General features: G+C 29.2%; 15 protein-coding genes. All 15 read right to left on the minus strand.

Annotated features, from left to right (window positions below; genetic code table 11):
* Window position 1 precedes the first annotated feature (1 nt).
* The 15 genes from M4I44_RS01405 to M4I44_RS01475 all read right to left on the minus strand — a co-directional run bounded on the left by M4I44_RS01405 (window position 2) and on the right by M4I44_RS01475 (window position 13,369).
* Complete coding sequence (locus M4I44_RS01405) at window positions 2-886, minus strand: glycosyltransferase family 2 protein (protein WP_249966314.1); 885 nt, start codon at window positions 884-886, stop codon at window positions 2-4.
* A 3-nt stretch (window positions 887-889) separates the two neighbouring features.
* A complete protein-coding gene (locus M4I44_RS01410; RefSeq protein WP_249966315.1) occupies window positions 890-1,960 on the minus strand; it encodes an acyltransferase in 1,071 nt (356 codons plus the stop codon).
* Window positions 1,960-2,973, minus strand: a complete 1,014-nt coding sequence (locus M4I44_RS01415; protein ID WP_249966316.1) for a glycosyltransferase family A protein — start codon at window positions 2,971-2,973, stop codon at window positions 1,960-1,962. The genes M4I44_RS01410 and M4I44_RS01415 overlap by 1 nt, the downstream gene beginning before the upstream one ends.
* Window positions 2,970-3,872: a beta-1,6-N-acetylglucosaminyltransferase gene (locus M4I44_RS01420; RefSeq protein WP_249966317.1), complete on the minus strand. Its 903-nt coding sequence runs from the start codon at window positions 3,870-3,872 to the stop codon at window positions 2,970-2,972. Before M4I44_RS01420 ends, M4I44_RS01415 begins: the two co-directional genes overlap by 4 nt.
* Window positions 3,872-5,017, minus strand: a complete 1,146-nt coding sequence (locus M4I44_RS01425) for a glycosyltransferase family 4 protein (RefSeq protein ID WP_249966318.1) — start codon at window positions 5,015-5,017, stop codon at window positions 3,872-3,874. Before M4I44_RS01425 ends, M4I44_RS01420 begins: the two co-directional genes overlap by 1 nt.
* Entirely contained in the window at window positions 5,017-5,823 is an 807-nt protein-coding gene (locus M4I44_RS01430; protein WP_249966319.1) for a glycosyltransferase family A protein, read from the minus strand. The genes M4I44_RS01425 and M4I44_RS01430 overlap by 1 nt, the downstream gene beginning before the upstream one ends.
* 18 nt (window positions 5,824-5,841) lie before the next feature.
* Window positions 5,842-6,474 (minus strand): CatB-related O-acetyltransferase, encoded by a 633-nt coding sequence (locus M4I44_RS01435; protein ID WP_249966320.1) that lies wholly within the window; start codon window positions 6,472-6,474, stop codon window positions 5,842-5,844.
* Window positions 6,471-7,337 carry a glycosyltransferase gene (locus tag M4I44_RS01440; RefSeq protein WP_249966321.1) on the minus strand — a complete coding sequence of 289 codons (867 nt, stop codon included), beginning with the start codon at window positions 7,335-7,337 and terminating at the stop codon, window positions 6,471-6,473. The genes M4I44_RS01435 and M4I44_RS01440 overlap by 4 nt, the downstream gene beginning before the upstream one ends.
* A gap of 453 nt (window positions 7,338-7,790) precedes the next feature.
* Window positions 7,791-8,222, minus strand: a complete 432-nt coding sequence (locus M4I44_RS01445) for a glycosyltransferase family 2 protein (RefSeq protein WP_249966322.1) — start codon at window positions 8,220-8,222, stop codon at window positions 7,791-7,793.
* 29 nt (window positions 8,223-8,251) lie between these two features.
* On the minus strand, window positions 8,252-8,674 hold the full coding sequence (locus M4I44_RS01450) for an acetyltransferase (protein ID WP_249966323.1): 423 nt from the start codon (window positions 8,672-8,674) through the stop codon (window positions 8,252-8,254).
* A complete protein-coding gene (locus M4I44_RS01455) occupies window positions 8,626-8,901 on the minus strand; it encodes a hypothetical protein (RefSeq protein ID WP_249966324.1) in 276 nt (91 codons plus the stop codon). Before M4I44_RS01455 ends, M4I44_RS01450 begins: the two co-directional genes overlap by 49 nt.
* Entirely contained in the window at window positions 8,895-9,971 is a 1,077-nt protein-coding gene (locus M4I44_RS01460) for a DegT/DnrJ/EryC1/StrS aminotransferase family protein (RefSeq protein ID WP_249966325.1), read from the minus strand. Before M4I44_RS01460 ends, M4I44_RS01455 begins: the two co-directional genes overlap by 7 nt.
* A complete protein-coding gene (locus M4I44_RS01465; protein WP_249966326.1) occupies window positions 9,968-11,212 on the minus strand; it encodes a glycosyltransferase in 1,245 nt (414 codons plus the stop codon). Before M4I44_RS01465 ends, M4I44_RS01460 begins: the two co-directional genes overlap by 4 nt.
* Before the next feature lies 1 nt (window position 11,213).
* A complete protein-coding gene (locus M4I44_RS01470; RefSeq protein WP_249966327.1) occupies window positions 11,214-12,482 on the minus strand; it encodes an ABC transporter ATP-binding protein in 1,269 nt (422 codons plus the stop codon).
* Between the two features lie 23 nt (window positions 12,483-12,505).
* A complete protein-coding gene (locus M4I44_RS01475) occupies window positions 12,506-13,369 on the minus strand; it encodes an ABC transporter permease (protein ID WP_249966328.1) in 864 nt (287 codons plus the stop codon).
* Window positions 13,370-13,546: the final 177 nt, after the last annotated feature.

Consider the following 13,546-nt stretch of genomic DNA (forward strand, 5'->3'; position numbering starts at 1 on the left):
TTTAGAATTTTAAACTTGATAATTTTTTCATATTCAAGATCACCCTTTTCTCAACCGGTTGTCTATATTTTAAAATTTTTGGAGCATGAATTAGTACCATAAAAATAGTTTTAAAATAAATTTTAAAATAGTGCAAATCAGTTAAAGCATATTTTTTAAAATTATGCCAGTATAATTTGAGAATTTTCACTAGTGGCGATGGATAATATACTAAAAAATAATAGGTTGAATTTTTTAATTGCTTTCCAAATCTAAAATAATTTTGGTTATTTAGTTTTCTTTGTTCTTTATTAACTCTATGATTTACTTTAATTTCATTAGAATATAAGATATCTTGTCCTTTAGACAAAACTTCAATGGAAAGACAAGCTTCTTCCCCATAAATATCGACCCATACCGGAAATCCATTGGTTTGATTATAAACAGATTTCCGAATAGCGAAACCACAACCAATAAATTCAGAAGTGAGGAATACTTTACCTTGTTTCTCTGATTGCTCCAAAGCTTCAGAATCAGAGGAAAAAACACCCTTTACTTCTTCAAAGGCCAAAATTCCAACATTTGGATAAATTTTAAATAAATTTTCAATTTTAAAAATAAACTCAATATTTAATGGATGAGCATCATCATCTAAACCAATTAAAATCTCAGAAACTGCCAGTGGATAAATTTGATGTCTCGCCGCAGAAGCACCTATCGATTTAAACGAAACAAACCATCTTACCCAATTCAATTCATCTTGCAAATCAATTGAGTTGTCTGTACACCCGTCTAAGAAAACCAAAACCTCAACTTCAGATTTATTAATTAATGAATCTAAAATTAGTAGTGTTTTAAGTAAATCTTTTTTACGATTTTTTGAAACAATTAAAATTGAAGCTCTCATGAATTAAAACTTATATAATTTCTTTAAAAATGTTATAATTTTTCCTTCGATCTGTTTCGTAAAAAAAATGCTGACACTAATTAATAGTAACATATAAAAAAGTGGCGCCAGAAAAGGCAAGGCACTTATCGATATATAATTTTGATGAATTAAAAAAACGCCAATATTCTCGTGTATCAAATACAGAAAATAAGATGCAATTCCGATTGTATTTAAAAGTTTATTATTTAAAAATGATATGCTTTTAGGATAATAAATCATTAATAAAAACAGTGTAATAAAGAGACCAAAGAGTGAAATTTTTTTTAAATCCTGATAATTCGTAAATACTAAAAACAATAAAAAAAACGCAAAAACACCAATTTCAAAAACTGAATTATTAACTTGATTTGAATGATTTTTATAAAAGATGTAAAAAATAGCTCCTAATGAAAAAAAAGATAAGGAATCTAATAAATTAAAGGTAGATCTTAATGACTTCAGTTTTAAAATAATATAATTATCAATGTAAATATGTGATAATAAGAAATTAAAAATGACTAAAAATACTGCAGCCATAAAGAAGTAGAAATAAAACTTCTTTTGATAAAAAAAATAAAAAAATGAAGCCAAAACATAAAATTGAATCTCAAGCCATAAACTCCAATAAGAACCACTTATGTAATCCAAATCAATCGAATAGCCTGTTAGTTTCGACAAAAGATCTGGTTGAATAAAAGTTAAACTAACCAAAATATTCTTTACATAATGAGTTGATGGAAATAAAAAATTATCATCAAATAAATTAAAAAAGATGTAGCTTATAATTGAAGCAAAGAACATCGAAGGCAATAACCTTATAAATCGATTGAACCAAAATTGCCCTAACGCTTTTGTTTTTTCAAGTGTAAAAAAAATTACAAAACCACTAATCATGAAAAAGAAGTGTACTCCAAATTTACCATATCTAAAAAAATCATATTCATTTTGATATGGATACAAATTACTCCAACGAGAGAAAAAATGAAAAAAAATCACCATAATAATGGCAATTGCCCTAAAACTATCTAAAAGTTCAATCCTATTATTTTGCATTATAAGGTAAGCTGGTTTTTTATTAATCGGATATTGCCAATAAATTTAACTTTAGTCAATAGTACGAACCAAACCACGAGATTGTATTTACTACTGTTTGATCGTTTCCAAAAATCAGAAATTTTACGAGACAGCAAATAACTAAATTTCTTTTTATCCGAATTGCTTAAGTTTTTAGTGTAATTAAAAAATAAGTGATTAAAGCAAGTAATTAATATTTCTAGTTTACATCTAAAATTTTGGCTAATGATTCCATCTGTAGCATAATAATATTCAAACACTTGTTCTGGAGATAAATTGATATCAAACGTTTTCCAATAATTTGAGATAATAATAGATCGTTCTCTAAGATGCTTATTTTTATTTCCTGCTGAACGATGATTACTATTTTCGACTATTCTATATTTCATCAAAAAATCAGGCAAATTATGCATTTCACCATTTTCAGAAACTTTAATCCATAAATCCCAATCTTCACAAGTTTTTATATCTTCATCATATCTTAAAGCATTTGAATCAAAAAAAACACTTCTTAAAAAAACTGAAGAATGCCCAAAAGACGCACTAAACAACAGGTACAATTTCAGATAATTATCTTCACCGGGATATTCCCATCCTGATGAAACGTTTTCATTTATATTTTTAAGCCAAACCCCCTGAGTTCCACATAACACTATAGATTCATTTTCTTCAAGATAGCACATCTGTCTCTCAAATCGCTCCGGAAATGCCCAATCGTCTGCATCCATCCTTGCTATAAACTGGTAATTCGGTAAAAGCTCGTCCAGACCTTTATTTAATGTTTTTGAGATACCCAGATTTTCATTGTTTTTTCTATAAAAAATCCTTTTATCGCTATAGTTCTCTATTACTTCTTTTGAATTGTCTGTAGAACAATCATCATATATATATAAATCAAAATTAGAATAGGTTTGATTTAAAATAGAATCAATACTTTCTTTTAGATATTGAGCCGAATTATAAGTCGGAATTAAAACAGCCAACTTTTTCATTGGGCAATTATTTTTTTAACTTTATCAATAGATTCCTGATTTACATCAGAATCAAACTTCCTCGCAAATAATAAATCATTTTTATTAATCTCTAAATCTTCAACTTCTAAATATTTTGGGCTAGCCTCTGCTCCACTAAAACAAACTAAATGTGTTTCTAAATTATCTATCGGAAATTGTTTTTCCCTGTCATAATTTAAAATTAAAGTGGCAAAATATAATTCGTCGGGCGCTAAAACATACTTAAATATGGAATTGAATTTTTTATTAGCATTATTTGTTTCAAGAATAAAACTAATCATTTCATTATTAAGCAACATCCATTGACTAGCTCCATAAATCTTAAAATCCGGAAATTGTTTTTTGAATCGATTCATCGGAAGTAAAGATTTTAAATTTATCTTTTTTATAATTTTATTCGCCCAATAATTTAATCCAGGATTTTTTTTATACTCAAAAAAGTAGAAATTTTCAAATCGAAATAAACCTCCACCCCACCACTTTTTATATGGCAATTCCCAATAGTTGATAAACGAAGTTTTGGCTTTACTTTTTAGAAAATCATGTATAAAAGTATTAGATTTTAAAGGTAAATCTTCCCCAGACAATAGGATAAAATGATAATCTGAGTTTTTATAATTGAAATCCATAAATTTTTGAACTTCTTTCATACTGTTTAAAGTTGCCTGAACTAAACTATATTTCCCCCATGAACATGAAATTCTATTTTTTACAAAATGTGAAGGTGTGTTTTCAAGTAACCTCTGAAATTCAATTTGATTTACTTTTTTATCAAGATGAACAAAAAAAACTGAATTATTATCATCTAATAGCGTGATCAACTCTTTAATTTGAACAGGATTTTTATGTGCTAGAATACAGTATGCTTTTTTATACATCACAAATTATTTAATATAACTTGCAATTTAAGTGCAAAATTGAGCGCCGGATTTTCTGGGATCTGAGTAATGATTTCTTGTCTTGCTTTAAGTCCCATTACCTTCCAGTCTAGTCTCTTTTGCCATGCACGTTCTAGAGCTTCGTTAACATACTCCGGCCTTGGGGCAGCAGCAATAAATCCTGTTTCATTATCTATCACAAGTTCCTTGTTTCCACTTACATTGGTAACAATTACAAATCTCTTGCAGAGCATTGCTTCCACTATTACAATAGGTAAACCTTCGAATCTAGAAGTTAAGATTAGTCCTTGATTTGTTTTCCAGATTTCCTCTGTTGATGTATGCGAATGAATTATAACATTTTTCAATTGATACATTTGAACTAAATCGTTCAGATTTTCGATATCATTTCCCTCTCCATAAAAATTAACAATCAAATTTCTGTTTTTCCATTTTTCATCTGATAAAACCTGTAATACTACATCCTGACCTTTAGCATAAAAATCGTATCTCCCCACAAAAGCTAATGTAAAATTAGCTGATTGTGGAAAATCTAACTCATTCTTAAAAGAAACATTAAAAGGATTACGGACAATTTCTACATTCTTTAAAATTGTTCCCACCTGATTTTGAGTTACCAAAAGATTATCCTGACTTACAAAATAGTTTTTAATCGCATTTTGAAAACCAATTTCCATTTTTTTTCTTAATGCGACATTAGGCCATAAACCTTCATTTACAGCATGAGATAATGTCACATATTTTATTTTATTCTGGCAAGCAAATAACATTGTATCAACTCCATTGAAATTAAATCCCTGATTAATGATTAATAAATCTGGGTTAAATTCTAAAATATAAACTTCTTTTAAATTAGTTGACTTAAATCTTTTATGATAGGGTAGAAATCGATTTGCAATTCTTTTCGAAGATGACAGCTTATCATTATTGAAACGAATAATTTTGATCTCCTTTTTTTTTTCCAATGAGGTTAATTCTTTCGGAAGTTTTAATTTTTCATGAATGCAAATGGCAATCGAAAACCCCATCTTAAACAATTCTATTACCGTTTGAGTCCAAAGTAGTTCACTCCCACCCCAAGAAACATTTTCAGTGGTAAATAATATTCTTGTAGAATTATCCATTAAACATGAAATTTTCTTTTTACTTTTTTGATCATTACTTTCATTAAAAATTTAAACGAAGGTTCTTCTTTTAATCTTTGATTTTCGATAATATACGCTCTAAAAAGGCCTAAATGTTTTAGCTCTTTTTTATTGAAAATATAATCTAATAAAACTTTCCTTTTTTCCCATGCATCTGTCAACATTGAGTTATCTCTAACTCTATAATCAAAAAATATTTCATTTACATATTCAAACTTACATCCTATATTACCCATCCTAAGCCATAAATCCCAATCTTCAAATCCCATAACAGGCATATTTTCATCATATCCTCCTAGTTTTACCCATGTAGACTTTCTAAATCCGGCACAGGCATCAATATAATTATTAAGAAGTATTTCCGGAAAATAAAAAGACTTAGATTGCCAGATATTATTTTTATTCCCAAAATTCTGAGCATTCCCATGCACAACATCAACATCTTTATTATTGTCCAGAATACTTATTGTTCGAGTAATAAACTCAGTCCTTAATTTATTGTCGGCATCTAACGGAATAATATATTGTCCATGCGCCTCTTTAATTCCATTGTTTCTAGCCTTTGCTAATCCTAAATTAGGCTGATTTATGTAGTATATCGTTTTATCTTTCAAAACAATATCATCTAAAATAGTATTTGTTACCGGATCTGTTGAACCATCATTTACCAGAATGATTTCATAATCTTCTTTTTTCTGATAATCTTTGATACTATCAATAGCTTCTTTAAGATACTGACCAAGATTATAACAGGTTATAACTATCGAGATTTTGGGATTTTGCATGAATTAGAAATTATAGTCTTAATTTTTTAATTTTAAAATCGACTCTAAACTATCAATTATTTTATCTGAAGTAAAAAGTTCAAAATTATCTTTTATGATTTTAGGAGATAAGTCCCACCATTTACTTAATAATAACTTTTCTATAACATTCTCAGAAAAACGATATGATTTTATACTACCAGGTACACCTACTACCACCGCATAAGGCGGAATGTCTTTTAACACAACAGCACCAGCTCCAATAATAGCACCATGACCTATTGTTACTCCATTTTTCACAAAAACATTCGCTCCTAGCCAGACATCATTACCTATGTGAACAGTTTGCTTTCCAAGATACAAATCATTTAAGGGTTTTATATCAAAACTACAATCAGAACTATAAAAAGCTGGAGAAGTTGATAACTGATGGATTGGATGGTTTCCAAAACCAACTACTACATTTGGTCCAATAGAACAAAATTTTCCAATTATCGTATTATGAACAATTGAATTATTTGAAACATAAGAATAATCTCCTATTTCAGAATTATGAAAATCAACATTCTTCATGAGCACGGCATTGGAATTGTTAACCGAAACCTCGTCTTTAAGTTTCTTTTTAAAAAAGAATGTTTTAAAAAAGATTATTACAATTTTTAATTTTGTCATCCTTTATTTTTCTTGATAGTAAAATAGTTTTTAAACTTGTAAAAGAAACTACTTTTTATTTTTTTAACTTCATTTTGCAGCTGATCTAGATCTTTAATTTGCTTACTTATTAAATGATACAAGACTTTAAAATTGAATTCTTCATTATTAAAACCTATATCTGAAAGAACATTTATATATAATCTCAGATGATCCTTCTCATTTTTAGTAACAGATTTTTCATGAATTCTATAAACAGCTAATATTTCTTCAGAACCGTAAAAAATTAATCTATTCACTAGTAATCTGATCCAAAGATGGGAATCTTCTGCATTTTGAACTTCTAACTTTTCAGAAAACATTCCCACCTCTATAACTTTTGCCTTTTTTACTAAAACTGTTAAAATAGGGACTCTGTTTCTTTCAATCATTTTTTCCAATCCATTTTCATACGATAGAAAACCAAAATGTCCCATGATTATACTCTTTGAGTCTATTACAGATGCACCATTCATTGTATAAGCCGCTGAAAAAACCAAATCAGCTTCTTTCTTTTTTATCTGATTTAACTGAACCTCTAATTTATTACTCACCCACATATCATCGGCATCTAAAAATGCAAGATAATCTCCTTTCGATTTTGTTATAGCAAGATTTCTTGCTTTTCCTTGCTTTCCATTTTCCTGGTAATAATAATAAATACGATTATCCTTCTTTAAGTATTCTTTTATTATTTCAGCCGTATCATCCGTTGAACCGTCATCAATTATTATCAATTCCCATTCTGAAAATGTTTGAGATAAAACTGATTCAATTGCTTCCCGAATATAATTTGAAGCATTATAAGCAGGCATGATAATGCTAACTAAAGAAATAGTTTCCAATTTTTTATTTTAAAATTTTATGATATATAAATGATAGACTTCCTTTAATCCCTAAAAAAATAAATCTATCTTTTAACAGCTTTATGTAGTTTAATGAAAAATGGTTGGGGTGCAACTTTATTGACTCACATAACAGATAATTGCGAACATTTCTAATATTTGAATTATCGCACAGAGGAATTCTAAAAGTGATTTCTTTTAAGTTTAAATAACTATAATATCTTTGTTTAAAAAGTGATGCATTCGAATAAATTCCTCCTTCGTGCAATCGATAAACAGCAGAAAAAGAATCTAGTAAAATTCCTTTTCCCTTACTCAAACAAAGGGCGTACAAACTGTTATCTTTACTATGTTTCAAACTCTTTAACAGAGGTAACTCAAGACTTTTTCTCCTAAACAAAACGGTCAAAGTATAGGTACAATAAGGTGTAAATATTGTATCTAAATCAATAGTCACATTTTTATTTTTTCTATTTGTGACACCCAGTCAGGTTCTGCTAATAAAGATAAATTTTCTGATTCTTTTATCAAATACTTAGTCCAGCAAATAGTATATTCTTTATTCATTTCTAAAAAATCAACTTGTCTTTGAAGTTTTAAAGGATCAATCCAATAATCATCACCTTCACAAACGGCAATATAATTACCTGAACATTGATCTAAAGCAAAAAGAAAATTAGGCATCATACCCAGATTCTTTTTATGGTTAAAATATTTAATCCTTGATTTTTTAGGATGATTAGCTAATATGTCTTTAACAACAAGATCTGTATTGTCCGGTGAACAATCATTAGCAATAATTAGTTCAATTTCAAAATCACATTTTTGCATCAAAACTCCTTCTATAGCCTGAAGAATATAATTCTCATGACCATATGTAATCATACAAACACTAACTTTCAGATTCCGGTTCATTAAAAAAATTCTAAAGGCTTTAACTCTTTGATAATCTTTCCGGGTATTCCTACTACCATCGAATTATCTGGAATATCTTTCGTGACTACTGCTCCGGCTCCAACAATAACATTTTTACCAATTGTAACTTTTGGTAAGACTGTAGAATTTGTTCCCAAAAGAGAATACGTACCAATGATACAATTTCCGGAAATACTTACTCCCGGAGAAAGTTCTACAAATTCTCCTAATATCGAATCATGACCAATTGTACAGTTCAAATTCACTAAAGATCCTTTTTTTATAGTAACATCAGAGGTTATAACTGTTCCAGTCATAATATTACAACCTAATTCGATTTCATTTCCAAAATTACCTATGTTAGATAAAGGACTTATAGTCGAGGTAAAAATACCTCCCAAAGCGCTAAATTTATCATACATTTTTTTCTTAAAACAGGACCGCCTATTCCTATTGTAAATCTATTATCTATTGTTTTAAAATAAGACAATACTTCTTCTGTATTTTTTAGAATAGTAAATTTATTATACAAAGTACCTTTTACATCAAGATTTACATCGTCATAAAAAACCAAATCTTCAAGTTGGTTTAATTGATATACTACTTCTAAAACTTCCTTAGCAAAACCTTTTGATCCTACAATTAGCATACTATACTATTTATTATCGTAATTACTTTAAATAAATCTTGTTCCTTTAAACCAACGTATAGTGGTAAACACATAATTCTGGAGGCAATGCTTTCAGATATCGGCATTGGCTCCCCTTCTGTATATTCAATAGTATTTAAAGAAGGATAAAAATAACGTCGACTAAAAATTTCGTTTTCATTTAACTCTTTTTGAACTTTTAATAATAGTTCTTCACTCTCAAAGATTAAGGGGTGATAACTATAATTCCAATTTGTATTCTCTCTTATTTTTAAAGTTTGGATTCTGGATAAATCTAATTTCGAATTATAGTAACTAACTACTTTTTTTCTTTCTGAGATTATTTCCTCCATATAAGGTAAAACGGCCAATCCTAGTGCTGCCTGCAATTCAGACATCTTACCATTTATCCCTAACCCATGAAATGACAATGGCCCGTTATGTCCAAAATTATGACTATGAAATAATTTGTTACTTAAATTTAGATCGTTAGCAAACATAGCTCCTCCTTCTCCTGTATGAAATAATTTGGTTGCATGAAAACTACAAGTATTAATATCTCCGAAATCAAATATAGATTGTCCATTATAAGTTACCCCAAAAGAATGAGCAGCATCATAAATTACCTTCAGATTATTATTTTTTGCAATAATTTCAATTGCATTTATATTACATGGATTCCCAAAAACATGTGTCGCCAATATTGCAGTTGTTTTTGATGTGATAGCTGCTTCTATCTTAGTTTCATCAATTGTTAAATAGTCTGGATGAATATCTACAAAAACGGGAGTACAATTTTCCCAAACAATTGCAGCGGTAGTGGCTACATAACTAAATGGCGTTGTAATAATTTCTCCATTTTCGCCTAATAGTTTCAATGCAATTTGTAGTGGTATCGTTCCGTTATTTGTTAGAATAATATTAGAAACCTTTAGATAGCTCTTTAATCTTTCTTCAAGTTCTAAAACAAGTTCTCCTCTATTAGTTAACCATTCGTTATCCCAGGCACGCTGTACCTGCTTGTTGTATTCTTTTAAAGGAGGAAGAAATGTTTTTGTTACATTTATCATTTTATATTTCTTGTAATTTCGTTTTGAAGTAATGCAATTCTAGGTGACATCTGAATTTCATTTGAATATACGTTTTCAAATTTAGACCTGCCATTGTTCGAAATTGCATATAATCTTTTTGGATTTTCTATTAAATTTATTACCTCCTTTACAATTGATTCTTTTTTACTTTCAATTAAAATAAGGTCTATATCCGGAACAAAAGCATTATTTTGTCTTAATTCGTCTGTAATCAGTACGACTACGCCATTTAAAGCTGCTTCTACAACTGTTCCTAAAGGGAAGCCATCAAATGCTCCTTTTCCTAAAATAAAGGCTTTATTTGGAGAAATTAAGACATCCATATTTTTATATATCACTCCTAAAGATTCAAAATTTTGATATCCATAAAAACTGATCTTATCCTTAATTGGTATTATATCAATGTCCTCATCTGTAAAACCGCCAACAACATGAAATCTTATAAAATCGTATTTATTAGCAATTTCCAAAGCAAATTCTATGAAAACATCATATCCTTTATCTTCTCCTTTTGACATATATTTAGCAGCACAAAAGCAAATATCAAAAGTTGTTTTGTTGTCTAAATAGTTTTTTTTCTCCTTCAAATCTTTTTTTAAAGATACTTGCGGAACAACTCCGCCAAAAATAAATTCTATTTTTTCAGGATCACACAGTTTTTTATCTAATAAATAATCATGAGTAATTTTTTGTGTTACAATAACCTTACGAAACATTGGTGAAAGAAAAACTTTTTTTAATTTATCATCACTTGTAATTTCATTTAACTGAAATCCGCCACCTGGATATAAAGTAAAAACAAAAGGTATTTTATGTTTTTCTAACCAGCTTAAGTTTCTGAAAATGTTATTAATAAAAACACAGTAGAACAGTTTGCTATTTATATTAACAAATCCTTTTCTAGAGCTTATTTTATTCTTTAATGATTTATATTGTCCCTCAAACTCATTAATATGCTTTTGATGATTCTCTATAGGAGTCCCTACGATACGATAAGCTGTTGGTTCAACTATAACTTTTGATTTTGTAAAGTTTTCAAGTAAAACTCGAAACTCTTCAAATCTAAAACCTGAAGCTGGATGGGGAAAAATATCATCAAATATTAAAATATCGTTTTTTTTAAAAACTTTAAACGGGATAAAAAGCTCTTGACGATAAAGACACTTAATTATGTAAAAACTGTTCCTGATTTTTTGCTTAATAATTCTAAAAATATTCATATTACTCTCCTATTTGAGTATTCTCCCAGTTTAAATAAGGTCGAACAGTTCCCCCCCAATACCCAAAATAATCTTTTCTATAAATCCCTTCTTCATCAAGATCTACGGAAATCATTTTATCGAGCTGAGTAACAATCTCAAAATTATTACCCACTAATATTATTGTAAAAAAATATCTACCCTTATTTAATAGATTTTCAGGAATAGTACATACACTTTTATAAACTCCCTTTCCTAAAGGTGTTCTTTCTAAATTTGGGGAAGCTAAAACATACACCTCTTTATCATCAAAAATAGATATTGAACAATTAAGTAAATGATTTTCAATAAAATTTATATACTCAATTTCTAATCTAATTTGATTTTCAATAAAAAATGAATCTTTTTCTGCAATAAGTTTTATAGAAGTTATTTTAGCGTTTAAATTGCCTGGTGCTTCTTCAACCTCCCATTTTATAGTAGTAACAAGATCAGATAAATTAAAATTATATACATTGAGAGCTTCACTAATATCCCCATTAAATTTTACAGTTCCATTCTCTAAAACTATTCCTCTGGTACATAGGCTCTTTACAGCCGCCATATTATGACTCACAAACAAAACAGTCCGGCCACCTTCACGCGATATATCCTGCATCTTACCAATAGCCTTTTTCTGAAATTCGGCATCTCCAACTGCCAAAACCTCATCAACTACCAAAATTTCGGGTTCCAAAAATGCCGCTACCGCAAAAGCTAAACGAACGGTCATTCCGGAGCTATATCTTTTTACAGGCGTATCTATATAACGTTCACAACCTGAAAATTCTATAATTTCATCAAGCTTAGAAGAAATTTCTTTTTTGGTCATTCCAAGAATGGCACCATTTAGAAAAATATTTTCTCTTCCGGTCATTTCTCCATTGAAACCAGTTCCCACTTCAAGAAGTGAAGCAATACGACCACGAGATTTGATACTTCCTGTAGTTGGAGCTGTTACTTTTGAAAGTATCTTTAAAAGTGTCGATTTTCCCGCTCCGTTTTTACCAATAATTCCGAGAACTTCTCCTCGTTCAACTTCAAAATTAATGTCTTGCAGTGCCCAGACATAATCTGAATTTCCTTTTGTGGAACGATCATTTGTATCCCCAATTTTTAAATAAGGATTCTCTTTACCTCTAATTTTATGCCACCAACGATTAATGTCATGACTTAAGGTTCCGGTACCTACTTGTCCTAAACGATATTGTTTAGAAATGTTCTCGGCCTTTAATATTATATCTCTTTTCAAAATTGTAAATGGTAAATCAGTAATTAAACAGTATCTATAAAACTTTTCTCTGTTTTATTAAAAACCAGAAGTCCAATAAAAAATACTGTTATAGTGACAACTAAAGTATAGACTAATCCTAAAATCGAAATTTCCCCAACATTCAATAACATAAAGCGGGCAGTCTCAATAATGTAAGCTAAAGGGTTATACCCGACGAGCCAACCGTAACTAGGTAATTTATCTTTAATAAGCTCCATAGGATACATCACTGCTGATAAATACATCAACAATTGTATACCAAAACCAATTAGATGACTAAAGTCGCGATATTTTGTTACCATCGCTGAGATAAGCATTCCGAGACCTAATCCTAAAATCCCCATTATGATTATTAAAACAGGAAAAAATAAAACAAGACCGTTTAGACTTAAATCTGCTCCTTGAAAATAGTAGAAAATATAGAATCCAATAAAAATAAAAAATTGTATTCCGAACTTTACAAGATTTGAAATTACAACGGACAGAGGAGTAATGATTCTCGGAAAATATACTTTTCCAAAAATCGCGGCATTAGCCTTAAAAGTGTCTGATGTCCCAGTCAGGCAGGCGGTAAAATAATTCCAAACTGTTATTCCCGCCAGATTAAATAAAAATGGAGGAACCGCTCCTGTGTTAATCCCAGCAACATTATTAAATATTATTGTAAAAGTTATTGAAGTAAACAATGGCTGAATCAGATACCAAAGTGGGCCTAAAACAGTTTGCTTATAAACCGTGATTACGTCACGTTTTACGAAAAGAAATAATAAGTCACGATACTGCCAAACTTCTTTTAAGTTTAACGAGAAGAACTTATTTTTAGGTGTTATTTCAAACAACCAATCATTGGGGCTATTGTTGTTCATTTAATAATTGCTGCAAACACATTGCAGCTAAATTTTTGATAAAACTATTTTCTAAAACTCAATTTTTCCTTTAATTGCGGCCAATCAATAGATAATTAACAGGATTATTATTCGGTTAAAAACGTTCAAAAAAGCAAAAAAGGCGTTTTTAAAAAAACACCTTTTAATATCTTAAAA

It is taken from the genome of Flavobacterium sp. B183 (genome assembly GCF_023539155.1).
GTDB lineage: Bacteria > Bacteroidota > Bacteroidia > Flavobacteriales > Flavobacteriaceae > Flavobacterium > Flavobacterium tructae.